The sequence below is a fragment of the Micromonospora sp. C51 genome, assembly GCF_018070435.1.
GTDB lineage: Bacteria > Actinomycetota > Actinomycetes > Mycobacteriales > Micromonosporaceae > Micromonospora > Micromonospora sediminimaris.
Genome location: NZ_JAGPXQ010000002.1, coordinates 274,430 through 297,654 on the forward strand (window position 1 = coordinate 274,430; position 23,225 = coordinate 297,654).

General features: G+C 71.7%; 28 protein-coding genes. 8 read left to right on the top strand and 20 right to left on the bottom strand.

Translation table 11 applies throughout. From position 1 onward, the window contains the following. Positions 1-38 precede the first annotated feature (38 nt). Positions 39-635, bottom strand: a complete 597-nt coding sequence (locus KBX50_RS04145) for a maleylpyruvate isomerase family mycothiol-dependent enzyme (RefSeq protein WP_307870836.1) — start codon at positions 633-635, stop codon at positions 39-41. A 144-nt stretch (positions 636-779) separates the two neighbouring features. Here KBX50_RS04145 and KBX50_RS04150 point away from each other — a divergent pair, with 144 nt between their 5' ends. After that, positions 780-1,754 (top strand): sigma-70 family RNA polymerase sigma factor, encoded by a 975-nt coding sequence (locus tag KBX50_RS04150; protein ID WP_210934782.1) that lies wholly within the window; start codon positions 780-782, stop codon positions 1,752-1,754. A 47-nt stretch (positions 1,755-1,801) separates the two neighbouring features. Here the strand turns inward: KBX50_RS04150 and KBX50_RS04155 are convergent, their stop codons facing one another. Genes KBX50_RS04155 through KBX50_RS04180 form a run of 7 tightly spaced genes read right to left on the bottom strand, consistent with a single transcriptional unit; the run spans position 1,802 to position 7,151 of the window. Continuing rightward, positions 1,802-2,818 (bottom strand): sensor histidine kinase KdpD, encoded by a 1,017-nt coding sequence (locus KBX50_RS04155; protein WP_210934783.1) that lies wholly within the window; start codon positions 2,816-2,818, stop codon positions 1,802-1,804. Further along, on the bottom strand, positions 2,815-3,525 hold the full coding sequence (locus KBX50_RS04160; protein WP_210934785.1) for a response regulator transcription factor: 711 nt from the start codon (positions 3,523-3,525) through the stop codon (positions 2,815-2,817). The genes KBX50_RS04155 and KBX50_RS04160 overlap by 4 nt, the downstream gene beginning before the upstream one ends. Before the next feature lie 24 nt (positions 3,526-3,549). Then, positions 3,550-3,987 carry a hypothetical protein gene (locus KBX50_RS04165; protein ID WP_210934787.1) on the bottom strand — a complete coding sequence of 146 codons (438 nt, stop codon included), beginning with the start codon at positions 3,985-3,987 and terminating at the stop codon, positions 3,550-3,552. Continuing rightward, complete coding sequence (locus tag KBX50_RS04170) at positions 3,984-5,225, bottom strand: molybdopterin-dependent oxidoreductase (protein WP_307870837.1); 1,242 nt, start codon at positions 5,223-5,225, stop codon at positions 3,984-3,986. The genes KBX50_RS04165 and KBX50_RS04170 overlap by 4 nt, the downstream gene beginning before the upstream one ends. Beyond that, on the bottom strand, positions 5,198-5,839 hold the full coding sequence (locus tag KBX50_RS32640; protein ID WP_307870838.1) for a class I SAM-dependent methyltransferase: 642 nt from the start codon (positions 5,837-5,839) through the stop codon (positions 5,198-5,200). The genes KBX50_RS04170 and KBX50_RS32640 overlap by 28 nt, the downstream gene beginning before the upstream one ends. Then, positions 5,836-6,495 carry a TIGR04282 family arsenosugar biosynthesis glycosyltransferase gene (locus tag KBX50_RS32645; protein WP_307870839.1) on the bottom strand — a complete coding sequence of 220 codons (660 nt, stop codon included), beginning with the start codon at positions 6,493-6,495 and terminating at the stop codon, positions 5,836-5,838. Before KBX50_RS32645 ends, KBX50_RS32640 begins: the two co-directional genes overlap by 4 nt. Beyond that, on the bottom strand, positions 6,492-7,151 hold the full coding sequence (locus KBX50_RS04180; RefSeq protein WP_210934791.1) for a glycosyltransferase family 2 protein: 660 nt from the start codon (positions 7,149-7,151) through the stop codon (positions 6,492-6,494). Before KBX50_RS04180 ends, KBX50_RS32645 begins: the two co-directional genes overlap by 4 nt. 123 nt (positions 7,152-7,274) lie before the next feature. Between KBX50_RS04180 and KBX50_RS04185 the strand changes: the two genes are divergently transcribed. Genes KBX50_RS04185 through KBX50_RS04195 form a run of 3 tightly spaced genes read left to right on the top strand, consistent with a single transcriptional unit; the run spans position 7,275 to position 10,547 of the window. Further along, a complete protein-coding gene (locus KBX50_RS04185) occupies positions 7,275-8,324 on the top strand; it encodes an NAD-dependent epimerase/dehydratase family protein (protein ID WP_210934793.1) in 1,050 nt (349 codons plus the stop codon). Beyond that, positions 8,321-9,709 (top strand): hypothetical protein, encoded by a 1,389-nt coding sequence (locus tag KBX50_RS04190; RefSeq protein WP_210934795.1) that lies wholly within the window; start codon positions 8,321-8,323, stop codon positions 9,707-9,709. The genes KBX50_RS04185 and KBX50_RS04190 overlap by 4 nt, the downstream gene beginning before the upstream one ends. 34 nt (positions 9,710-9,743) lie before the next feature. Further along, complete coding sequence (locus KBX50_RS04195; RefSeq protein ID WP_210935125.1) at positions 9,744-10,547, top strand: S-methyl-5'-thioadenosine phosphorylase; 804 nt, start codon at positions 9,744-9,746, stop codon at positions 10,545-10,547. Between the two features lie 116 nt (positions 10,548-10,663). Here KBX50_RS04195 and KBX50_RS04200 read toward each other — a convergent pair whose 3' ends face one another. The 7 genes from KBX50_RS04200 to KBX50_RS04230 form a co-directional block, all read right to left on the bottom strand. Next, the gene (locus KBX50_RS04200) at positions 10,664-11,245 is read right to left on the bottom strand and encodes a histidine phosphatase family protein (RefSeq protein ID WP_210934797.1); all 582 of its coding nucleotides are present in this window, start codon (positions 11,243-11,245) and stop codon (positions 10,664-10,666) included. Next, positions 11,242-12,084 carry a PHP domain-containing protein gene (locus KBX50_RS04205; RefSeq protein WP_210934799.1) on the bottom strand — a complete coding sequence of 281 codons (843 nt, stop codon included), beginning with the start codon at positions 12,082-12,084 and terminating at the stop codon, positions 11,242-11,244. Before KBX50_RS04205 ends, KBX50_RS04200 begins: the two co-directional genes overlap by 4 nt. 205 nt (positions 12,085-12,289) lie before the next feature. After that, on the bottom strand, positions 12,290-13,255 hold the full coding sequence (locus tag KBX50_RS04210) for a nitroreductase (protein ID WP_210934800.1): 966 nt from the start codon (positions 13,253-13,255) through the stop codon (positions 12,290-12,292). Next, the gene (locus KBX50_RS04215) at positions 13,256-14,329 is read right to left on the bottom strand and encodes a GNAT family N-acetyltransferase (RefSeq protein ID WP_210934801.1); all 1,074 of its coding nucleotides are present in this window, start codon (positions 14,327-14,329) and stop codon (positions 13,256-13,258) included. It lies immediately after the preceding gene. Beyond that, positions 14,326-14,766: a DUF4188 domain-containing protein gene (locus KBX50_RS04220; protein ID WP_093408755.1), complete on the bottom strand. Its 441-nt coding sequence runs from the start codon at positions 14,764-14,766 to the stop codon at positions 14,326-14,328. Before KBX50_RS04220 ends, KBX50_RS04215 begins: the two co-directional genes overlap by 4 nt. Positions 14,767-14,768: 2 nt before the next feature. After that, a complete protein-coding gene (locus tag KBX50_RS04225; RefSeq protein ID WP_210934802.1) occupies positions 14,769-16,346 on the bottom strand; it encodes a phenylacetate--CoA ligase family protein in 1,578 nt (525 codons plus the stop codon). Positions 16,347-16,433: 87 nt separating this feature from the next. Further along, complete coding sequence (locus tag KBX50_RS04230; protein ID WP_210934803.1) at positions 16,434-16,931, bottom strand: DinB family protein; 498 nt, start codon at positions 16,929-16,931, stop codon at positions 16,434-16,436. Positions 16,932-16,990: 59 nt separating this feature from the next. Between KBX50_RS04230 and KBX50_RS04235 the strand changes: the two genes are divergently transcribed. Both KBX50_RS04235 and KBX50_RS04240 read left to right on the top strand, forming a co-directional pair. Next, positions 16,991-17,419 carry a GNAT family N-acetyltransferase gene (locus tag KBX50_RS04235; RefSeq protein ID WP_307870840.1) on the top strand — a complete coding sequence of 143 codons (429 nt, stop codon included), beginning with the start codon at positions 16,991-16,993 and terminating at the stop codon, positions 17,417-17,419. A gap of 123 nt (positions 17,420-17,542) precedes the next feature. Beyond that, complete coding sequence (locus tag KBX50_RS04240) at positions 17,543-17,770, top strand: hypothetical protein (protein WP_210934804.1); 228 nt, start codon at positions 17,543-17,545, stop codon at positions 17,768-17,770. A 66-nt stretch (positions 17,771-17,836) separates the two neighbouring features. On the opposite strand, the gene KBX50_RS04245 is transcribed toward KBX50_RS04240, so the two are convergent. Beyond that, positions 17,837-18,229 (bottom strand): VOC family protein, encoded by a 393-nt coding sequence (locus tag KBX50_RS04245; protein ID WP_374224569.1) that lies wholly within the window; start codon positions 18,227-18,229, stop codon positions 17,837-17,839. Between the two features lie 60 nt (positions 18,230-18,289). Beyond that, entirely contained in the window at positions 18,290-18,628 is a 339-nt protein-coding gene (locus tag KBX50_RS04250) for a hypothetical protein (protein ID WP_210934806.1), read from the bottom strand. Between the two features lie 125 nt (positions 18,629-18,753). On the opposite strand from KBX50_RS04250, the gene KBX50_RS04255 reads away from it, so the two are divergent. After that, positions 18,754-19,701, top strand: a complete 948-nt coding sequence (locus KBX50_RS04255) for an aminoglycoside phosphotransferase family protein (RefSeq protein ID WP_210934808.1) — start codon at positions 18,754-18,756, stop codon at positions 19,699-19,701. A 51-nt stretch (positions 19,702-19,752) separates the two neighbouring features. Further along, positions 19,753-20,286 (top strand): GNAT family N-acetyltransferase, encoded by a 534-nt coding sequence (locus KBX50_RS04260; RefSeq protein ID WP_210934810.1) that lies wholly within the window; start codon positions 19,753-19,755, stop codon positions 20,284-20,286. A 54-nt stretch (positions 20,287-20,340) separates the two neighbouring features. Here KBX50_RS04260 and KBX50_RS04265 read toward each other — a convergent pair whose 3' ends face one another. From KBX50_RS04265 to KBX50_RS04275, 3 genes are all read right to left on the bottom strand, one after another. Next, positions 20,341-20,748 carry a nitroreductase family deazaflavin-dependent oxidoreductase gene (locus KBX50_RS04265; protein ID WP_210934812.1) on the bottom strand — a complete coding sequence of 136 codons (408 nt, stop codon included), beginning with the start codon at positions 20,746-20,748 and terminating at the stop codon, positions 20,341-20,343. Between the two features lie 223 nt (positions 20,749-20,971). Next, entirely contained in the window at positions 20,972-22,087 is a 1,116-nt protein-coding gene (locus tag KBX50_RS04270; RefSeq protein WP_210934814.1) for a MerR family transcriptional regulator, read from the bottom strand. A 60-nt stretch (positions 22,088-22,147) separates the two neighbouring features. Next, on the bottom strand, positions 22,148-23,161 hold the full coding sequence (locus tag KBX50_RS04275; RefSeq protein WP_210934816.1) for a hypothetical protein: 1,014 nt from the start codon (positions 23,159-23,161) through the stop codon (positions 22,148-22,150). Positions 23,162-23,225 lie beyond the last annotated feature (64 nt).

Below are 23,225 nucleotides of genomic sequence, written 5' to 3' on the forward strand. Positions count from 1 at the left end.
CCGGGCCGAGCTACCCACGCTCGGCCCAGCCCGGCTGGTCATCGGGTGAACCGGTTGGCGGCCTCGCCTTCCAGATGGCCTGGTGGGAGGCGGCGTCCGCAGATCACGAGCAGGAGATCCTGGGCCAGCCCGCGCACCGGCGTTCCGCTGCCGTGGCACCAGTCGAGGTCGGTTGCCCGCAGCGCCACCCCGGTCAGGTCGGTGCCGAAGAACGCGATGTTCCTGGGTGCCAGCCCAGCGAGGACCATAGCCATCCGGTCCGGCGGAATCCGCCGGTCCAACCCGAGGCTGACGGTGATGTCGAGCCCGTGGATGACGTCGTGGGACAGGGCTCCGAGCGCACCACCGCCCGGCGGCTTCCAGGGATGGGCGACGTTGTCGCGGAGCGTCGCCAGGAGTTCTGCGCTGGTCATGCGGGTCGCGTCACGCCGTGCGCACCGATCGGCCATCCGGTTGACACGGCCGCCTGCCTTCACCAGCTCCACGAGCGTCCGGCCGAGTGAGGTGCGGAACGGCATCGTCGTGTGGGCGACGACCTCGCGTACCCGCCAGCCGGCGCACAGGGTCGGCGCGTCCCACTGGTCTGGTCGAAGGGTGGCGAGCAGCTCCACCTGCTCGCTCCGTTCTGCGGTCACCGCCGCTCGGATGTCTTCTTCAGTCACTGTCAGCCCTTCATCGTCGCGGTCCGTCTGCAAAGGGACGTGCTGCATGACATACGGACGGAGCGCGGGAATCTCATCGGTCGGTCCGTGTCGTTCCCGATGCGTAGGGTCGGGAGGATGTTCGAGACGTCGACCGACGAGGGTGCCGAGCTGGAGCGGTTCCGCACGGAACTCACCGGCTACTGCTACCGGATGCTCGGCTCCGGTTTCGAGGCCGAGGACGCGGTGCAGGAGACGCTGGTGCGGGCGTGGCGGTCCTACGACCGTTACGACGAGCGACGAGCATCGCTGCGCACCTGGCTGTACCGCATCGCCACGAACGTCTGCCTCGACATGCTCCGCAGCGCGCAGCGCCGGGTTCTGGCCATCGACCTGGGCCCCGCTGCCCAGGCCGGCGCCGCCCTGGGCCCGCCGGTGGCGGATCAGCGGTGGATCCAGCCGATTCCGGACGGCCGTGCCCTACCGGCGACCGACAGCCCGGAGGAACTGGCCGTCCAGCGCGAGACCATCCGGCTGGCGTTCGTCGCGGTGCTCCAACACCTGCCGCCCCGGCAACGCGCCGTACTGATCCTGCGCGACGTGTTGTGCTGGCCGGTAGGGGAGGTTGCACAGCTGCTGGAGACCACCATGGCCGCGGTGAACAGCTCGCTGCAACGGGCCCGGGCGACGCTGCGGGAGAACGGACCCACACCCGGCGATCCGTGGCGACCCGCCGACCCGGCCCACCGGGATCTGCTCGACCGCTACTGCACCGCGTTCGAACGCCATGACGTCGCCACGCTGGTGTCGCTGCTGCACAAGGACGCCACGATGTCGATGCCGCCGTTCGCGTGGTGGCTGCGCGGCCGAGACGATATCCATCTGGCGTTGCTGGACCCGCAGGCGTCCTGCTCGGGCGCCCGGCTGTGGCCGGTGCAGGCGAACGGATCACCGGCGTTCTGGCAGACGCGCCCGGACCCGGCCGGGGACCACCGGCCGTTCGCGCTCGTGCTGCTCGATGTGGCCGACGGGCTGATCACCGATATCGTCACGTACCTCGACGTCGACCGGCTGGTGCCGCTGTTCGGGATCCCGCAGCCGGCCCGGTGGTAGGTGGGTCCGTCGATCGGCGGGCGGTCGGACCGTGGCGCGGGCTCGCCTCAGGTGGCGGGCAGGCGTACCTCGAACCGGCAGCCGCGGTCGGTGTTGCGTACGTTGACCCGGCCACCGTGCGCCTCGACGAGTCCGCGCACGATGGCCAGGCCGAGTCCACCGCCACCGCCTGAGTCGGCCGCACCGGGGGTGCGGGCTCGTTCACCTCGGAACGCCACGTCGAAGACCCGGTCCAGGTCCTCGCCGGGGATGCCGCCGCAGGTGTCGGAGACGGCCAGCCAGACGTTGTCGGTCTCGTGGCCGGCGGCGATGTGCACGCTGCCGTCCTCCGGTGTGTAACGGACGGAGTTGATCAGCAGGTTGCTGACGATCCGGGCGAGTTCGCGTTCGCCGGCCCGCACGTTGGGCCAGCCGCTGTCGGCAGCCACCAGGTGGATCCGGCGGCGGGCGGCCAGCGGCGCGACCCCGGCGATCGCGTCGGACACCACGTCACGCAACGGCACGGTGGTGGGCATGAGCCGCAGCGCGCCGGCGTTGATCCGGGACAGCTCGAACAGGTCGTCGACGAGCTGAGCCATCCGGTCGGTCTCCACCCGGATCCGCCGGTGGTACTCGTCGACGACGGCCGGGTCGTGGATGATGCCGTCCTCAAGGGCTTCGGCCATGGCCCGCAGCCCGGCCAGCGGGGTACGCAGGTCGTGTGACACCCAGGCGACGAGTTCGCGGCGGCCGGCCTCCAGCCGCCGTTCGCGTTCCCGGGCAGCGCGGGCCCAGACCGCCGCAGCGGCCAGCCGGCTGCCGAAAACGGCGCCGACGGCGAGGCTGATCACCGCGGAGGCGCTGACCGTGACGAGAACGACCCACAGGTCGTGCGCGGACAGGAACATCGCCTGCGCGACCGTGGCGACTCCGGCGACCACCGCGAGGACGGTGACCGTGAGCAGCACCAGGATGTGCACGAGAATCGATCGGCCGCGCAGCAGCCGGAGCGCTGCGGCACCGGCCAGGCCGACGACGCCTCCGGCGGCGAGGGCGTAGAGCCCGATGAGCAGCGTGTCGGTCACTGGCCGGCGTCCTCGTCGAGTGGGTCGTAACGGTATCCGACACCCCAGACGGTGCGGATACGCTGCGGGTCGGCCGGGTCGTGCTCGATCTTCTCGCGCAACCGACGGACGTGGACGGTGACCGTCGACTGGTCGCCGAACTGCCATCCCCAGACCTTGTCCAGCAGGTCGCTGCGCGACCACGCTCGGCCCGGATGACGCATGAAGAAGATCAGGAGATCTATTTCCCGGGCGGTCAACGACAGCGGTGTTCCACCCATGGTGGCGACGCGGCGGGCGGCGTCCACGCTCAGCGCCGCGTCGGTCAGCTTCGCCGAGACGGTGGGGTGGGCGGTCTGCGCGGCGGTGCGGCGCAGCACGGAGCGGATCCGCAGCACGAGTTCGCGGGGGGAGAAGGGCTTGGTGACATAGTCGTCGGCGCCGACTTCGAGCCCGAGCACCCGGTCGGCCTCCTCACCGAGCGCGGTGAGCATGACCACCGGCAGGTCGGGCAGCTGCCGCCGGATCCGGCGACAGACTTCGAGACCGTCGATGCCGGGCATCATGAGGTCGAGTACGACGAGGTCGGGTCGCTGGGCGGCGATCGCGGCAAGGCCGTCGGCGCCGTCGGCGGCCAGCTGGACCTCGCAGCCGGCCTGCTCCAGGTAACGTCGGACGACGTCACTGACCGTCGGGTCGTCGTCGACCACCAGCACCCGGTGTCCCATCCTGACCAGGCTATCGACCGGGGGTCACGGGCGACCCTCGGCGGGTCTTTCGGATTCCTTACGGTCCGCCGCCGCGCGTCGCCGCACCACGCAGGCCAGCAGCGTGGTGCCGGCGACGGCGAGCAGGACGGCGACCAGATTGCGGCCGTACGGCAGCGGCAGCACCGAGGTGTTGTCGGCCGAGCGTCCGAATCCCAGGGCGAGGGGCAGTCCCACCACGCTGACCGCTGCGGCGGTGATCGCCGCGGTGCGGACCGTCGTCCGGCACCGTGGCGGAACGCGGGTGAGCGCGACGCCGACGGCGAGCACCGCCGCCATCCAGACGACGTCGTGGCCCACCAGCACGGCGGTCAGGAAGAGCAGCACCCCGCCCGGCGTCACGTCGGCGTCGGTGAGGGCGCCGACGACGGCGTACGCCATGAGCAGGCAGCCGCCGACGACCAACCCGGTCCGGGTCTTCACGGTGTCCCCGCAACGGTGATCCGGCTGATCCACTTGGTCTGCAGCACGCCGGGCCGGTTGGGTGCGATCAGCCGCGCCGGATAGCCGTGGTCGATGTGCAGGGGCTCGCCGCCCAACCGCAGCGCGACCAGGGTCAGCGGATCTTCAACGTGTTCCGGTGGCACCGTGCAGGCCCGGTATCGCCCGCCCACCTGCAGTGACTCGACCAGGGCCGGCGCGCGTCGAGGATCGGCACCCACGAGCGCGACCAGATCGCCCAACCGTACGCCGGTCCACGTCCCGACCGCGCTCCAGCCCTCCACGCAGGCGATCGGCAGTTCCGCGGTGTACTGCGGAAGTCGATAGAGGGCGGCGAGGTCCAGGCTGACGCTGCGGACCGGTCCGATAACCCACAGCCGGTACCCCGGGTCGAGGGCGGCGCCCCGCACTCCGGCGCCGGCCGCGGTCCGGTTCACCGGAAGGCCCTGCGGTCCCGTACCGGGGTGACGTGGGGCGAGCACCGCGAGACCGGCCAACGGTCGGATCGTCTGCCCGACCGTGGTCAGGGTGATCAGCCCGGACGCGGCGGCGACGCCGCCGAGCAGGGCACGCCGGTTCAGGCCGTCCTGCCGTGGCTCAGGGACCATCGGGCGGGCGAGCGCGGCGCGGACCGCCGGCAGGTGTACGCCGATGTGCACCAGGAGCCCGCCGACCGCCAGCCAGGCCACCCAGTAGTGCCCGGCGGTGAAGAAGAACGGCATCGGCGCGTACCAGCGGGAGATGTTGAGTACGCCGCTGACCAGCAGGAACAGTGCTGCGGCGACCAGCAGGCCAGTGCCCGCGCGTTCGGCGGCGTGCGCGATCGAGCGGGCCGGCGGCCAGCTGAACAGGCGCGGGTACACCGACCACAGCTTGGCGCCGAGCAGCGGAATCGAGGCGAGCCCGGTCGCCACGTGCAGACCCTGCGTGAAGCGGTAGAGCCCGACCGGGCGGGCCGGCCACCAGAACCAACCCGGCGGGTGCTGGATCAGGTGGCTGAGCAGACCGGTGGCGAAGCAGATGCCGAAGGCCACGCCGAGGGTGACGCCGAGCTGACTGGTCAGCCGGGTCGACCGTAACCGGGACCGGAACCGCCCGGGGCGCAGCGGTCCGCGCCGCAGCGCCACCGGTGGTGCCGGCAACGGCGTCAGGCACCACCGGGCGAGGCGGCGCAGCACCGCCGCGCGGCCGGTCACCGGGGTGTCAGGGTGGCGAACCACCGACCTGCCTCCGTCCAGGTGTCGAGCACGCGCATCGCGGTGGCGTCGGCCAGCTCGGGAAGCTCGTCGACGGGTACGCAGGCCCAGGGCAGCACGCGGTCGGCGTCGTCCGGGGTCTGCACCGTCGCGGTCCCGGACCAGGCCGGTGTGCCGGCCGGTGCCAGCTCCGCATGGAGGTGTCCGTCGGCGGCCAGCAGTTGACGGCAACGGCGAAGCAGCCGGTACGGGTCACCGCCGATGCCGATGTTGCCGTCGGCCAGCAGCAGGTGCCGCCAGCGCCCGGCACCGGGCACCGGACCGAATACGTCGCGGTGCAGGGCGGGCGCGCCACGACGGCGGGCCAGCCGAACCGCGCTGGCGCTGACGTCGATGCCGAGGGCCGGCCGGCCGGCGTGCACGAGGGCGCTGGTGAGCCGGCCGGGGCCGCAGCCGACGTCGAGGGTGTGGCCGGTGCAGCACTCGATCAGCGCGTCGTCTCCGTCGATCACGTCCCGGCACCAGGTGGCCGGGTCGAATCGGTAGACACCGCCGCTGGCGTGCCGGACCGTGAAGGCGGCCGGGATGCCCGCTGCGGCCCGGTCGATCGCGGTGTCGAAGACCGCGACGGCGTTCACCGGGCGACCGGTGCCGGACGTGGCACCTCGGCGGCGACGGCGCGGGCGAACCGGCTGTCCGGCGGGCACACCCTCGCCACGGCACGGGCGTCGGCGGCGGTGTCCACGTCGGACAGGCAGGGCAGCAGGCGTACCCGCAGGCCGCGCCGACGCAACGCCACCACGGTGGATCGGCCGGTGGTTGCCGTGGAGGTGGCGATGGTACGCAGCACGACGGCGTGGCCGGGGTCGCGCAGCCCCAACGTCCACCATCCGCCGTCGGTGGCCGGGCCGAGCACCGCGTCCGGGCCGCCCGCTGTGGCGAGCAGCTCTCCGGCCTCGTCGAGGTGATCGACGAGGAGTTGTGGGGTGTCCATGCCGATCAGCACGGCGGGTGTGCCGGGTGTGCGGGCGTCGGCGAACGCGTTGGCGAGACGGTCGCCGAGCGAGTCGCCGCGTTGGGGGAGCGTCGCCCAACCCGGCGGGGCGGGGTGGTCGCCGTCGAGGACGAGAACGCGGGAACCGGCCGCGGCGGTGGTGACGGTGTCGAGGGTGTCGGCCAGCGCGGCGGCGGCGACCCGGGCAGCCTGCTCGGGGGTGCAGGGTGGGCAGAGCCGCGTCTTGACCCGCCCGGGTGTCGGCGCCTTGGCCAGCACCAGGATCTGGGCGGCGCTCACCGGGCCAGCACCGCGCTCATGTCGCGGATGGCACGGGCGGTGCCGAGCACGGTGCCGGTCACCTTCGAGCGGGTGCCGGCCGCCCTCGGGCGGTAGTCGACGTCGATCTCGACGACCCGCCAACCGGCCCGGTCCGCCGAGATCAGCAGCTCCAACGGGTAGCCGAACCGTCGGTCGCGCAGCCCCAGCGCCAGCAGGTCGTCGCGGTGTACCGCCCGCATCGGGCCGATGTCGTGCACGGCCAGGCCGGTGGTGCGGCGCAGCCGGTGGGCGAGGACGGCGTTGGCGGCCCGGGCGTGCAGCGGCCACACGCCCCGTCCGACCGGACGGCGTCGGCCGGTGGCCAGCTGCGCCTGACCGGAGCGCACGTACGCGGCCAGCCGGGGCAGTTGCGCCGGGTCGAAGGAGCCGTCGGCGTCCATCACGCACACCACCCCGTCGGCGGGCTGGGCCGCCACGACACCGGCGTGCACGGCGGCGCCGTAGCCGGGCTCGGCAACGCTGATCACCTCGGCGCCGTGGGCGCGAGCCACCTCGGCCGAGTCGTCGGTCGAGCCGTTGTCCACCACGATCGGCCGGTAGCCGGCCGGCATCCGGGCCAGCAGGCCGGGCAGTGCCGGTGCCTCGTTCCGGCAGGGAAGAACCACATCGGTCATGTCGCGGACGCTAATCAGGATCGAGCGGGGCAGGTATTACCAGCCGATGATGAAGTCTTACGAGACGCTGACGGCTGCCCGTCACGGCCGCCGACGGTGCCCGGCTGGTTCTAGCGTCGGCGCGTGACCCACGTACTCGTCACCGGCGGAGCCGGTTTCATCGGGACCCATGTCGTCGCCGCGCTGCACCGGGTCGGTCATCGGGTGTCCGTCGTGGACGCCGGCCATCCGGGTGCGCACCGCGCGCCCCTACCGGACGCCGTGGCCGGCGCCCCGCTGCGCCGGGTCGACCTGCGTGACCGGGCCGCCGTCGCCGACGCCCTGAGCGGCGTCGACGTGGTCGTGCACCAGGCGGCCATGGTCGGGCTCGGCGTGGACCTCGACGACCTGCCCGAGTACGTCGGCTGCAACGATCTCGGCACCGCCGTGCTCCTGGCCGAGATGGCCCGCGCGGGTATCCACCGGCTCGTGCTGGCCAGCTCGATGGTCGTCTACGGCGAGGGCGCCTACACCTGCGTCCGGCACGGTGCGGTACGCCCCGCTCCACGCGCTGCCACCGACCTGGCCGCCCGGCGATTCGAGCCCGCCTGCTCCGACTGCGGCACCGCTCTGGAGCCGGGACTCGTCGACGAGGACGCGCCACTGGACCCGCGCAGCGTGTACGCCGCCACCAAGGTCGCCCAGGAACACCTCACGGCGGCCTGGTGCCGGCAGACCGGTGGCACCGTGGTGGCGTTGCGGTACCACAACGTCTACGGGCCCGGCATGCCGCGCGACACGCCGTACAGCGGCGTCGCGGCGATCTTCCGGTCCGCGTTGGCGGCGGGCCGGGCCCCGCGCGTGTTCGAGGACGGCCGCCAGCGACGCGACTTCGTCCACGTCGACGACGTGGCGGCGGCCAACCTCGCGGCGGTGACGGCCACCGGGAACCGCACCGGCTGGCGGGCCTACAACGTCGCCTCCGGCCATCCGGCCAGCATCGGGGAGATGGCCGCCGAACTCGCCCGGGCCGCCGGCGGTCCCACGCCGGTGGTCACCGGCGAGTTCCGGCTCGGCGACGTGCGCCACGTGGTCGCCTCACCGGCCCGTGCCCAGGCCGAACTCGGATTCCGCGCGGCGGTCCGCCTGGCCGACGGAGTCCGGCAGTTCGCCCAGGCACCACTGCGCGGATGAGCACGACGCTCCTGGCCCGGCTGCGGCGCACCACCGCACGCGCCGACCTGATCGCCGTCGGGGTCGCCGTCGGGTTGTTCGTCGCCGCCGCCGGTGTCGGCGGTCTGCTCCACCTGCTGGGACATCCGGTGCACGCCAGCGCGGCGCCGCTGTTCGCGCAGTGGCGGCCGCACGTCGGCCCCGGCACCCCGCTGGCGGTGGGGTTGGCGGTCCTGGTCTGCTGGCGCGGAGCCGCCCTGGCGGCCCGGCTGCCGTGGCGGCGGCTGCTCGTCCTGTCCTACGCCACCGCGGTGGCCTGGACGCTGTCACTGGCGCTGATCGACGGCTGGCAACGCGGCATCGCGGGCCGGCTGACCACCCACCACGAGTATCTGCACGAGGTGCCCGGCGTCACCGACATCCCCGCCATGCTGGGCGCCTTCACCTCCCGGATCCTCGACTTCCAGCCGGACTCCTGGACCACCCATGTGTCCGGCCACCCGCCGGGAGCGCGGCTGGTGGTCGTCTGGCTGGACCGGGTCGGGTTGGGCGGGGGCGGCTGGGCGGGGACGCTGTGCATCCTGACGGCGGCGCTCACCGCCGTCGCCGTGCCGTACACCGTGCGGCTGCTCGGCACCGACGACGCGGCGCGGGCGGTGCTGCCGTTCGCGGCGTTGTTCCCGGGAGCGGTCTGGTCCGGAGTGTCCGCCGACGGGCTGTTCGCCGGGGTGACCGCCATCGGCGTCGCCCTGCTGGCGTACGGCCTCACCCGGGGCAGCGCGGTCGGCGCGCTCGGCGGCGGCGCGCTGCTGGGTTTCGGCTGTTACCTCTCCTACGGGCTGGTGCTGATGGTCCCGATCGTGCTGGCCGTGGTGATCCTGGGCCACCGGCACCGGCCCGCCGCCTGGTGGGCGCTCGGGGGTGCGGCACTCGTGGTGGGCGCGTTCACGGCCGCCGGCTTCGACTGGCTGACCGGCTATCACCTGGTCATCGAGCGCTACTACCAGGGCATCGCCAGTCGGCGCGCCTACGGCTACTGGGTCTGGGCCAACCTGGCGATCCTCACCGTCACCGCCGGCCCGGCGGCTGCCGTCATCCTCCGCCGCGCGGCGATCGCCGGATGGCAGGCGGTCTCGTCGCTGCGGCCGGGCAGCGGTCTGCCGCGACCGCAGCAGGGCAGTGTCGGGTACGCCGCCTGGCTGCTGCCCGTTGCCGCGGCGGCGGCGATCGTCGCCGCGGATCTGTCCGGCTACAGCAAGGCCGAGGTCGAACGGATCTGGCTGCCCTTCACCTGGTGGCTCATGGCGGGCGCTGCCCTGATTCCCGCCCGCGGCCGCCGTACCTGGCTCGCCGTGCAGGCAGCGGTGGCGCTCGCGATCAATCACCTGCTCCTGACGACGTGGTAGGCCGGCACCCGGCCGGTAGAAACTGGAGGTGAGCGTGTCCCCATCCGCAGAACTCGCCGTCATTGGTGGCTCGGGTCTCTACGCGCTGCTCGACGGCGCCACCGAACACGTCGTCCAGACGCCGTTCGGTGCGCCATCCGACGCGGTGACGATCGCCGACGTCGGCGGCCGTGCGGTGGCGTTCCTCCCTCGACACGGCCGCGACCACCGGCACCCTGCGCACCGGATTCCCTACCGGGCCAACCTGTGGGCGCTGCGGTCGCTCGGGGTACGCCAGATACTCGCGCCGTGCGCCGTCGGTGGCCTGCGGCCGGAACTCGGGCCCGGCACGTTCGTGGTACCCGATCAGCTCATCGACCGGACCAGCGGCCGGGTGCAGACGTACTACGAGCAGGGCGCGGTGCACGTCTCCTTCGCCGACCCGTACTGCCCGGTCGGTCGGCGTACCCTGCTGACGGCTGCCACCGGCCGGTCGGTGCCCGCGCACGACGGTGGAACCATGGTGGTGGTCGAGGGGCCGCGATTCTCCACCCGCGCCGAATCCCGGTGGTACGCGACGGTCGGCGGCGCGGTCATCAACATGACCGGCCACCCGGAGGCGATTCTCGCCCGGGAGATGGCTCTCTGCTACAGCTCGATCGCCCTGGTGACCGATCTGGACGCCGGCGTGGAGAGCGGCCACGGGGTGACCCAGCAGGAGGTGTTCCGGGTTTTCGGCGAGAACACCGAGCGGCTGCGCGGGCTGCTGCTCGACGCGGTCGCCGCGCTTCCGGTCGAGCGGGACTGTCCCTGTCCGCACAGCCTGGACGGCATCACCCTTCCGATCGAGCTGCCCTGACCCGCGGCCCAACGGCGGAAACCGCGTCCGTCCGGCTCAGCCGGCCTTCTCCCGCCCGTGGCGGAGGCCGGCTGAGCCGGACGTGCCGCTGACCGGGTGACTCCGGGCCGAGGCGATCAGTTCCATCCGAACACCTCGGGACCGGTGCTCGGGTCGGTGAAGCGAAGTCGGTGGACCGCGGGCATCGGCATCTGCCGCACCGTGGCCCAGCTGACCGGCACGCCGAAGCCGGCCAACGCCCGGCAGATGAAGGTGCCGTGGCTGCCGACGAGAACCACCCGGCCGGCGTGGTGCCGGGCGAGTGCCCGCAGGGCGGCGACGGCACGGATGCTGAGCTGCTCGAGGCTCTCCCCGCCCGGGCGTGCGTAGGAGAGGTCCGTCCAACTCCTGACGTAGTGCGACTCCCATACCTCGGTGAAGGCGAGGCCGTCGTCCCACTCGCGCAGCTCGGTCCGGGTGCGTACGGGCAGGCCGAGCGCGTCGGCGGTCGGTTGGACGGTCTGGATCGCGCGCCGGTACGGGCTGGACCAGACCGCCGCCGGTCGTGGCTCGGTGAGCGCGGGCACCAACTCCTGCGCCTGCCGCAGCCCGTCCCTGGTCAGCGGGCGGGTGAAGTCGTCCGGACCGTCGGCGGTCGGCGGGACGGACCGGGCGTGCCGGACCAGCACGATCTCGGTCGGTGTCGGGATGCCGCTCAAGCCCGACCCCACAGGTCGTGGGGGCTCCTGCCGGGTCGGAAGCCGTGCGCCTGGGCCAGCTGCGCGGCCTCCCGGAAGCCGTGTCCGACGAAGGCCGGCAGGTGCGCGTCGCTGCCGAAGGTGATCGCGTCGCCACCTTCCTCGTGCCACCAGCTGAGCACGGTCGCGTGCAACGGCAGCCGGGTGTTGACCTCCAGTGCCCGACCGGACAGCGCGGTCACCCGCAACGTCTCGCGGAACTCGTCTTCGACGACTGTGGGATCGAAGGGGCCGACGTGGTCGGTCGGCCAGGAGCGGACCGGATAGTCGATGTGCGCCACCACGGAGAACATGTCGCTGGTCGTGACCATGGTCGCCACGTCGGCGAGGTACGCGCGGACCAGCTCGTAGGGATCCCGGTGCGGGTAGATCGCCCAAGGTTCGGCGAAGCCTCCCTGATCGGCAAGGGTGTGCAGGGAACCGAGGAGGCGGTCGAACCGGCCGGTGGCCAGCACCCGGGCGATCTGATCGGCGTGGCGATGGGGCTCACCCAGCTCCAGACCGCTGAGGATGCGCAGCTGGGGGAACCGTTCCCGGCAGCGTTCCACCGCTTGCAGATATCCGGCGGCGTCGAACGCGGGCGGCGTCAGTATCCCGTCCGCGTCGGCGAGCGAGGTGTGGTGGTCCGAGACGTACGGGCCCTCGGTCGCGACCCGCCACGCGGTGTGGTCCAGGTGTTCGGTGAATGCGATCGCCGGCAACCCGAGTTCGATGGCTCGCACGCACGACCCTTCCATGTCGCCGACCGGGGTGTCCCACGACCACTCGCTGTGCACATGACTGTCCGGGGGTAACGGCATCAGAAACCTCCGCTGTGACCGTACCCCTGCTGCCGTGTCCATCCATCGACGACGTTGTCGCCTTCTTGTCGTGCACAACGCCGAGAACGCCGCCGACCTCGCGGCGTCGCTGCGGTGAGCCGGTGGCCGGCGGCCACCCGTCGACGGGCAGATGCGGTCGCCCGCGACGGCATCGATCCCGTGGTCGTGCGGACCCCGGCCGCTGTCAGACAGTGCCGAGCCGGCGTGCCGAGCGGGGCGCCGGACGCGTCGGCCGGCCCACCCGGGCGACGTGCAACAGCCGGTCCGGTGCGACGTCCAGCAGCGCACCGAGCGCCGTCCGGGTGGCGTCGACGTCGATCAGCTGGCTCAGCGGATGCGCCGCCAGCCCGGCGGTGTGCAGGGCCAGCCAGACCCGCAGCAGCACCCTGCCGAACTCGACCTGACCAGGCCGGTCGAGGTCCGCCGGGCCGACGAGGACCAGCACCGCGCCGCCACGCGCGAGTGGATCGTCGGCGGCGGCGAGCAGCCTCGGTAACCCCAGCGGCCGCAGCACCGGGTACGCGGCCAGTGCCGCGCGCAGCCCGGTCGCGGCGGTCCGCGACAACGCCAGGCAGCGGTCGTTGAGCCCGTCGGCGTGGTAGTTCGGATGCGTCGGATCCAGCCGTAGCCAGCGGCGCAGCTCGGTGACGACCGCCGGGTCCGCGTACAGCCGCCGGTCGGCGGCGCGTAGCAGGGCACCGAGCCGATCCGGGTACGGCACGGCGTGGAGGCCGCCGTCCGCCTGCCGGGCGATCGCGTCGACCGCGTCGAGGGTCTCCTGCTCCGGGCCGGCGGCGAAGCGGCCCCGGTCGGTGCGGCGCTGCCACACGTCGGTGGTGCGGAACGGCGTCGGGTAGCGGTGCCGGGCCGGCCGCAGCCGGCCCACCTGCCGGTGCCGTTCGTCGTGGTCGGCGACGTACTCCAGTTGTAGGCCGGCGTCGGCGGCGACGATCAGGCAGGTCTCGACGAACGCGCCGAGGGACAGTCGCAGATCCCGGCCGGTGGGGTCGGCCGCCGGCAGCGTGTGGGCCGCGTGCCAGCCGACCTGGATCGCCCCGGTTTCGTAGCGCAGCCGCCACGGCTGGGTGTTGTGCGCGCTCGGCGCCCGCCAGCACAACGGCTCCAGCGCGCGGAACGCGGCGAGGTCCACCTACTTCTCCTTCGCGTAGAAGGTGTACCCGTGCAGCGGGCGACCGCCGAGCCGCCGGTACTGGGCGGCCGACGCCGGGTTGTCCCGCCCGACGTAGGTGCTGCGCAGCGTCGTGTAGCCGGCGGCGTGCAGGTTGTGGTGCAGGTGCGTGGAGAGCAGCCGCTGGTAGCCGCGCCCCTGGTACTGCGGCAGCACGCCCTTGACGATCAGCACCGCCTCCCGCCGGTAGCGGCGACGCGTGGCCAGCAACCGCACCTGGTTGACCGGGTGCAGGTCACCGCGGACGGCGACCAGGAACTCGCTGATGTCCGGTACGCAGAGCACGAACGCCACCGGCTGCCCGTTGCGGGTCAGGTAGAGCAGCAGCGACTCGTCGAGCAGGTACGCCAGACCGTCGGTCTGTCGCCGCAGCTGGCCGGCGGAGATCGGCGTGTAGTAGCCGAGCTGGGCGAAGGAGGCGTTAAGCATCCCGCGCAGCAGGTCGAGCTGGTCGTCGAGCCGCCGGACATCACCACGGTGCAGCTCCAGCCGGGCGTCGTCCGGCGCACTGCGAGCCGGCTGCGCCGGGGCCGGCACCGGGCAGATCCAGGTGTCGGACTCGAACCGGCGATGGAACCCGTACGCCTCGTAGGCGGCCACGTAGCGCGGCGGGTTCCAGGCGCTGTCGACAAAGCCCCGCTCGGCGTAGCCGGAGGTGATCACCCCGCCGGCCTGGTTGGGCAGCAGCGCCACCGGGCCGAACAGCAGATCCCGGTCGGCGTCGGTGTGCGCGGTCATCGCGTCGAACAGCGGCCCGGCGGCCGGCGCGGTGAACTCGGTCAGCCCGAACAGTTGGCACCGACGGCCGAGCTTCCTGTCGAAGGCCGGATCGGTGTGCAGGGTGGTGCGTCCGACCACCGTGCCGGCGGCGTCGCGCAGCAGGTACAGCGGTACTCCGTCGCGCCACCACCGCCGGATCTGCTGCCGGGGAAGGGGCACGTGACGCGGTTCGTCGGCGTACAGCCGGTCGGTGAACGCCAGGAACTGCCGCAGGTCCCGGCGGCTGGTGACGCGATCGAACCGGTGGCTGCTCACCGCCGGACCGCCGGCCCGGTCGTCTCCGCGCCCAGCGGGGTGAAGGTCGCGATGTGTCCCATCTCCGGGCTTTCGGCCCGCCACGCGCCGTTGGAGTACCCGTCCGGAGCGGCGCTGTAGAGCCGGATGAACCCGGCGGTGGCATTGCGGGTGCCATCGGTCAGCCAGACCATCAGCCGGCGGTGATGGCGGGTACGGGCGAAGCGCAGCATCGCGTCGCGGTCGGTGAAGAAGGCGATGGTGCCGAGGGTCAACGGAAACTGCCAGTAGACCGTGTGCCAGCAGTAGCCGGACATCCGGCGCATGTCCCGGACCATCCGGAACCAGGCCGGTGCCAGCCGCAGCAGCACCAGGGGATTGGCGTACCGGGTCCCGCCGATGAACATGGCACCGGCGCGGGCCTGGGCGGGAGCGCGGGAGAAGTCGCGAGTACGCATGGTCACCTCACCAGGTAGACGTTCTTGATCTTCTGCTGCCCGGCGAACGGGCCACTGCCGGGTTCGTGCAACTCCACTCGCAGGTCACCGGCGGTCGGGTCCTCCACGAGCGACTGGGCGAAGTCGCGGGAGACCGAGGTGAGATGCCGGCGTACGCCGCTGCGGCAGGCGGCGGCGAGCGCGTCGCGTTGCGCGGCGGCCAGCGGGCGGCGCAGTTCGAGGTGGATCACCGGCCGGGTCTCCAGCGCCGCGTCCTCGACCAACGCCAGACAGAAACGGTTGATCTCGGCGGCGTGCGGATTGCCGGTGTAGAGGCCGTACTCGACGTCCTGCGGGTAGAGGTTGGCTCCCAGGTAGGAGACGGTGGAATCGCGCCGTCCGAACAGCAGCAGCACGGGCAGGGTCATCCGCTCGACGGAGACGGCGGTGCGGAACTCGGCTCCGCGTACCGGGTCAGCCTGCGCCAGCTCGACGATCCGCCGGTACGGCACCAGCAGCGCCTCGTCCCCGATGTTGTAGCGCAACCGGGGTTGCAGCACGTCGGTGGTGACCGTGCAGACCAGTTCCCGTCGCTCGTTGGTCTCCAGGTAGGTGCTGAACGGGTTGTACTGGAACACCATCGGCAGCCGCTGCTCGTCGGCGCCGAGCAGCGTGGACCGCAGGGCGCGATCGGTCTGCAACCGCCGTCGCAGCCACACCGTGAGCCGGGTCTCCGCACCGATACCGATGGTCAGGTCTGACGCACCGTACGCCGAACGCACCAGCGCGAACCGTTGCTCCAGGTAGTCGCGCAGCGCCTCGGTCATTCCCTCGCCGCCGCAGCTGGCGAAGATGCGGTACCGCGACCAGGGGAATCCTTCGGCGTCGAGCCGGTCGCGCAGGTGTTTCAGGAACGGCGGGTACGCGGTCACCAGGTAGTCGAAGTCGGGGCCGAATTCCCGGAGCGTGTCGACGATCTTTCCGAGGTCCGGGCCGGTGTTCTTCACCACGGCGATGCGGGCCATCGCGGCGCCGGTCGTCGTTCCGGTCGCCCAGGCGCCCATCGAGTAGGCGTTGATGACGAACGGTCGGCGCATCGGAAACACCAGCCCGGTGTATCCGGCGATGTCGCGGTGCACCGCGCGCAGTTCCCGCTCCGCGCGAGGCCAGTTGAACGGCTGCCCGGACGAGCCGGCCGACTCGTCGACCACCACCCCACGGGTGGGCAGCCGTCCCCGCCAGCAGCGCGCGGCGGCGTCGTAGGCCGTGACGTAACGGAGCTTGTCGGTCTCCGGAAAGTCGTCGAGTCGGCGGCGGTCACCGGCGGGGCGGGCACGCAGGAAGGCCCGGTAGGCGGGTACCTGCCGGGCGGCTCGTACGCAGATCGCCGCCGCGTTCGCAGCGGCCAGCCGGTCCAGGAACGGGTGGTGCCGCCGCGCCAGCCACCGCCACCCGGCGGGGTGGCGGCCGGCGAGCCGACTCAGCGCGGCGACCAGCCGGCCGAGGGCCGCCAGGACGGCCTGCCGGGCACGCGCGGCCACGACCGGCAACGGAGATTCGGCGGTACGCACAGCAGGGTGTGGGTGTGGCAGTTCGGCCATGCCGACATCCTGTCGACGCCGCAGCGTCGACACCTGAGCCCGTGCACGGTCCCCCGCTGAGTACTCCTACCCAGCCGGCTTCCCGTGTTACTCGTTGAGCAGCTGCTCGCGGAGGATGTCGGCGTGCCCACAGTGCTGGGCGAGTTCGCGCAGCACGTGCAGGTACACCCACCGCAGCGGCAGCGGGCCCCGGCGGTTGCCGCGCAGTGTGTCGTCCAGATCCAGAGACGACGTCGCCTGGCGTGACGCCGCGCAGGCCTCACGGTGCGCCTGCTGGACGCTGGCGATCGTGTCGCCGTCGTCGAGGACGAACGACTCGTCCGGCGTCGCCGGAATGCCGATCTCAGCGCGCGACCGGCACGTGAGGGCTTCGTCGAACCAAACCTTCTCCACGAAGGTCGCATGCTTCACCAGACCCAGCAGCGTGGTCCGGGAAACCACCAACGAGCGGCGGGCCTGTTCCTCGGTCAGCCCGTCCAGGCAGTTGGTGAGCGCCCTGCGGTGCTCGTCGATGAACGCCTCGAACTGGGCCTTGGCTGGCTGTGCGACGACCTGGTCGGCGAAGGTGGGTGGGTAGGAAGGCATGGACGTAGCATCCCAGACCGTCACTCAGCAGAGGCAACATCGCCCTTAGACTCCGTCGGGTGATCGTGCGCAGGGCCGGCGTGGCGGACGTGGCGGCGCTCGCGGAGCTACGTGGCATCGACGGGAACACGCTCCGGGCGTACGCCGACTGGGTAGCCGCCCACGCGCAGACGCACCTGCCGTTCGTCGCCGAGATCGACGGACTGGTGGTGGGTGCCGCCTGGCTCCATGTCGCGCAACGGGTGCCGGGTAACGGATCGCTTGAGCGCTGGTACGGCGACATCCAGTCGGTCGAGGTCCGTGCGGAGTACCGCAACCGCGGCGTCGGCGGTGCACTGATGGCCGCGATCCTGGCCGAGGCCCGCGCCCGGCGGCTGCTGCACGTGACCGTCCACTCCGGCCGCCGCGCGGTCGACTTCTACAGGCGCAACGGCTTCAGCCATCACCGCCAGATCCTGCTCTGGGAGCCGACGCACCGGTCGCCATGACCGTACGCCGCCGTTCGCCTGCTGCGACCGACCTGCCCAGCCCGGACCTGCCCTGCCCTGCCCTGCCCTGCCCGGCAGCGTAATTCGGTCGCGTGCGGTGCGGCCGGCGGGGACGATACGGCGATGCCCGGTGCACCTGAGGGATTCACCTACCGCCTCCGCAAGAACGGTGACGTCGAACTGCTCCATCACGGCCGGCCGGCCGGCGTGCTTCGGGGTGCCGCTGCGGCCCGGTTCCTGATCGACGTGAACACCGAAGATCCTCAGGAGTTGATGGCGCGCATCACCGGCAACTACAAACACGGCAACGAGCGGACGGCCAAGAAACACCCCCGCAACCGCCACCGGTAGCCCCCGTCGGTGTGCCGACACGCACTGGTCCAACTCGCCGGATGCCGGCAGCCGATGGCCGGACCGTCAGGTGTCGGCTTCGAGGGCGAAGGTGTTGCCGTCGGGATCCTGGAACCACGCGATGCGTCCACCGCCGGCCCGCGCGGTGATGCCCCTGGCGTCATGGTCCAACTGGTCGTACCTGATCATCTCGACGCCGGACGAGACGAGCTCGTCGACGACCTGGTCGATGTCGTCGACGTACCAGGTCGCCAGGGTCGCCGGACTCTTTCCGGCAGTGACCGACTGGTAGACATTCAGCGCCGGCCTGCCACCGCAACCATAGATGCGGCTGCCGTCGGCGATCTGGGCGCTCGGGCCGGACTGCAATGCCTGAAGGCCGAGCTTGCCTTCGTAGAATCCGATCGCCCGTTGGATGTCGGACACCGCGATCGACGCTCTGAGGTCGTACCTGCTCAACGGCATGAACCACTGTCGCACAGAACGGGATGGCGGGCGTTTCGCGGCAGCCTCCTGTGCTCATCCGGGATGGTCGACCAACGGGCTCATCAGCAGGGTCTTGCTCGCCGGGTCGGCGGACAGCCATCCCGTTGCCTGCTCGCTGGGAAGCAGCACCGCCCAAGGGACCTCCGCACGCGTTCGCGCGCCTCGGCCGATGCGCAGCACGAACCGCCACGGCTCCTGGCCGCTGGGCCCGCACCAGGCCCGGCCGCGGATGCACGGTTCGGCGGTCAGCAACTCGTACTGCTCGGCCACCAGACCATCGCACCAGTACCACCGGAGGTGCCGGTCCTCGAAGCCCCGGAACTCCGCGCAGATGCGGAACTCCAGCCGTACCCAGAAATCCTGCTCATCCATGGCGGCCCCCACCGACGACCGGGTGCCATCGCACGGTACGCCACGTTCGATGACTGATCGGCGGGCTACTGTCGCTCGCGTACCAGATCGCGCTCAGACCCCCATGGTCGGAAGAGGACGGCTCAGTGAGTGAAGTTCCGGATCTCGGCCCCGTGCCGCAGCGCATCACCGTCGACGCGGAACAGGTGCGTCGGCTCGTCGCCGACCAGTTCCCGCACCTGGCCGACCTCCCGATCGAGCCGGTGGCCAACGGTGGCTGGGACAACTGGACCTTCCACCTCGGTCCCGACCTGCTGGTGCGTCTGCCCAGCGCCGCCGAGTACGCCCTCGCGGTCGACAAGGAACATCGGTGGCTGCCGGTCCTCGCTGCTCGGCTGCCGCTGCCCGTTCCCACCCCGGTGGCGAGAGGCGAGCCAGCTGTGGACTATCCCTACCCGTGGTCGATCTACCGGTGGCTCGGCGGCGAGCCGGCCAGCCTGGACCGCATCGCCGACTCGGCGCGATTCGCGGTCGACCTGGCCGAGTTCCTGGCGGCCCTGCGGGCCGTCGATGCCGCTGGGGGTCCGCAGCCGGGTGTCCACAACTGGTTCCGGGGCGGCACCCTGCGCACCTACGACAAGATTGTGGAGCAGGCGCTTGCGGCGTTGGACGACCACGTCGATGTCGAGCTGGTGCGCGAGATCTGGGCGGCAGCACTCGACGCCCGCTGGGACGGTGTCGACCGGTGGTTCCATGGGGACATCGCCCAGGGCAACCTTCTGCTTGCTGACGGCCAGCTGGCGGCCGTCATCGACTTCGGGACCTGCGGCGTCGGTGACCCGGCCTGCGACCTGGCGATCGCCTGGACGTTGCTGACCGCCGAAGGCCGGCAGGCATTCCGCGCCCGGCTGTCGGTGGATGATGCGACGTGGGCGCGTGGCCGTGGCTGGGCCCTCTGGAAAACCCTCGCCACCTGCTCCTACACGTTCGACGCCCCGGAGGACGCAGCAGAGTTCGCGAGCGCGCGACGCATCCTCGCCGAGATCCTCTCCGAATCGGCCAGCACTGTCACCAAGCCTCGCCCGCAACAGTGATACCCGCCCTGGCGCTCCCTCGGCCCCGGCCGGAGCACTAGGTTGGGACAGATGCGCACCATCGCGAGCGATCGCCTGCTGCTGCGTCCCTGGCGCGAGGAGGACGCCGACTTCCTGCTGGATCTCGAGTCGCGCTGGGAGGTGGTGCGGTTCCTGGGCGCGCGGCCGACCCTCATGAACAGCCGTGAGGACGCCCTCGCCTCGATCGCACGTCGACGCGCCATCGACGATCCGATCCACGGGATCTGGGCCGTCACCACCGCGACGGACCGCCGGCTGGTGGGCAACGTCCTGCTCAAGCCGATTCCCCTGTCGGCCGGCGAAGTCACCGGGGGCCCGACCGATGTCGAGATCGGCTGGCATCTGCATCCGGACGTCTGGGGGCACGGCTACGCCACCGAAGCAGCGGCGGCGGTCCTGGACGACGCGTTCGACCGAGGTCTGACGAGGGTCATCGCGGTCACGAACCCGGACAACCATGCCTCCCAGGCCGTCTGCCGGCGGCTCGGCATGGCGCGCCTCGGCCGGACGACGAGGTACTACGACACGACGAGCGAACTCTTCGAGAAACTGGCCGGCCTCTGACCTCGGCATCGTGACCGGGACGTGTCGACCTTTCCGAGCCCCGCCCCTGGCCCGCTACGGCGCGGGTTCGAGTACGACGACGGGGATCTGGCGGGTGGTCTTCCGCTCGTACTCGGCGAAGAATGGATACGCTGCCTTCTGCGCGCTCCAGATTCGTTCCCGCTCGTCCCCGGTGGCGACCCGGGCGACCAGATCGACCGTGTCCGTCCCGATCTCCGCTTGAGTGCGCGGATGGGCGAGCAGGTTGTGGTACCAGTCGGGGTTGGTGGGCGCGCCGGCTTTGGACGCGAACACGGCGTAGCCGCCGTCCACCCTCTGGTACATCATCGGGTGTACGCGGGGCTGGCCGCTCTTGGCGCCGACCGTGTGCAACAGCAGCAGTGGCTCGCCAGCGAAGTGACCGCCCACCTGCCCGCCGTTGGCGCGAAACTCGGCGATGACCTTGTCGTTCCAGTCGCTCATGTCTTCCCCTCGACCCGTGCCGTACCGGCTCCTTGAGTCCGATTCTGACAGTTCCGGCTCCGCCGCACACCGTGACGCGACCGGGCACCGCGCGAGCTTCGTCCACCGACTCTCCGTGGCAGGTGGTCACTGCAGTGTGACCTCAACGATCGGGGTGGCGCGATCATCACCGAACTCGCCGCCGAGTGGCTGGCCGCCCGATAACCCGGATGCGTCCCGGGGCTCAGGCCACGAGCAGGCGGAGACCGAGCTCCGCCGCGTCGAGGGCGACCAGGTCGCGGTTGCGCTCGGCCCACCGGCCCGAGGCCAGGTCCTCGCGGAGTCTGCTGACGGCCCGCTGCTCGGCCTGCGGTCCGACCCGGGCCCACACCGAGACCGCGCGGCGTACGTGTTCGTCCAGGTACGCCTCAGGTCGACGCCAGTACGCCTCGAAGAACCCGTCGACGCAGTCCCACGGCACGAGCACCGGCTCGGCGCGTCCGCCGATCGCGCCGGCCAGATCGGCCAGCGACGGCCATCCGACGAGGAGGTCCGCGAACTCCGGCAGATAATCGCGGGTGAGCCAGAATCGTTGACGCCAGCCGGTGTCGTCGGCGTCGTACGTGAACACCACCACGCGGCGGGCCACCCGTCGCATCTCGCGCAGGCCGGCGACCGGATCCGGCCAGTGGTGCACCGTGCTGACCGCCATCGCCGCATCGAACGACTGGTCCTCGAACGGCAGACTCTGCGCAGCGGCGGCCACACACGGCGCCGCGCCCGGGGGACGCAGCGCCCGCATGACCGCCGACGGCTCCACCGCCGTGACGTCGCGGTCGGGCGGCTCGTACGAGCCGGTGCCGGCTCCGACGTTCAGCACCGTCCGGGCGTCACCCAACGCATCCCAGATGCGCGCGGCGATCCGTGGCTCGGTGCGTCGGGTCGCGGGATAGTCGGCTCCAATGGCGTCGTACAACTGCGCCCCGAACACTCTCAACTGCTCCTCCGGTGTCGTCCTGATTCCCCTCGCCCGTGCCTCCAGCTCCCGGTCGATGGCCGTCACCATGGCGGCAGCGCGATCACGCTGATCCATCAGCAGGCCCCGCAGCCGGCACAGATGCGCGACCGCGTCCGTGGTCGGATCGTCGACCAGATCAGCGATCTCGCGCAGCCCGAAGCCGAGCCGCCGGTAGGCGAGTACCTCCCGGAGGCGCTCCACATCGTCGGGGGAGTAGGCCCGGTGTCCGGCCGCGGTTCGGGTGGACGGTTCGAGGAGGCCGATCTCGTCGTAGTGGTGCAGGGTGCGGACGCTGACGCCGGCCAACTCCGCCACCCGTCCCACGGTCAGGTGCTCCGCCATGGCACGACTATCGGGCATCACGCCGCGTGAGGAACAAGGTTCGCCGCCGCCCGATCTTCCTCAGGCCCGCTCCAACGTCTGCGCGCGAGCGCGGCCGTACTCGGCCAGGGCGTGGAAGGCGGCCTTCGGCTGCCACGAGCCGTCCGGCAGTACCCGCACGATCCCGCGCGCGGCCAGGTCGTAGTCGTGCGCCGGGTCGCCGGTGGTGGGTAGGTGCCGGTTCGCGAACGTGTACACGAACGCCGCCTCCACACCGCCACGCTCGTAGTCGCATAGCAGATCCACCAGGTAATGGGCCTGGCCCGCCTCGTCACGTGCCAGGCTGGCGGTGAGCTTCGCGGCGCGGCCCTGCTCGTCGTAGGTCACCGGCTCCGTCGCGCCCGCGACGGCGGGCGCGCCCCGGAAGGTGCAGCAGCCGAACTCGGTCACGGCGTACGGCTTGCCCTGCCCCACGGCAGCGGCCAGGGTCTGCGGAAAAGCCGCGGCGTTCGTCGCGTCACGGTAGCCGGCGTCGCTGGCGATGATGTCGAACGCGGCCCAGTCGACGTCCTCCAGCGGGATCGCGGCGTAACCGACGAGGCCGTCGAACCGCTGCCGCACCGCGGGCACGACCTCGGCGAAAAAGTCGCGTACCGCGGCTCGGGCAACCGGGACCGCCTCCCGCATCCGCATCGGATCGGCGAACAGTGTCAGCCGCTCGACGAGGTCACGACCGGGCAGAAATCCGTCGGTGAACAGGGAGATCTCGGAGCCGGTGAGGTACACGACCGAGGCGCCGGTGCGGCGGAGCCGCTCGGCCCGCTCGGCGCCGTCGAGGAGGAACGCTTTGAGCCCGTTGCGGTCGAGGCCGTTGGTGAAGGGGGAGTACCACACCTCGAGCCCCGCTTCGGCGGCGAATCGCGCGGCCAACTCCAGTCGATCCTGGACACCGCCGGTGAGGCGTACCGCGTCGCAGTGCAACTCCTCGCGGATGATGCGCAGGTCGCGCCGGACGGTCTCGGGGTCGAACGGCTCGTGGGTGGTGGAGCCGGCGCTGACGAAGCCGGTGTCGTAGTTCATGCCGAAGACACGCACGGAGATCTCCTTGCCCATAGGGTACGCACCGTACCTTATAGGGTACGTCTAGTACCCTGCAAGG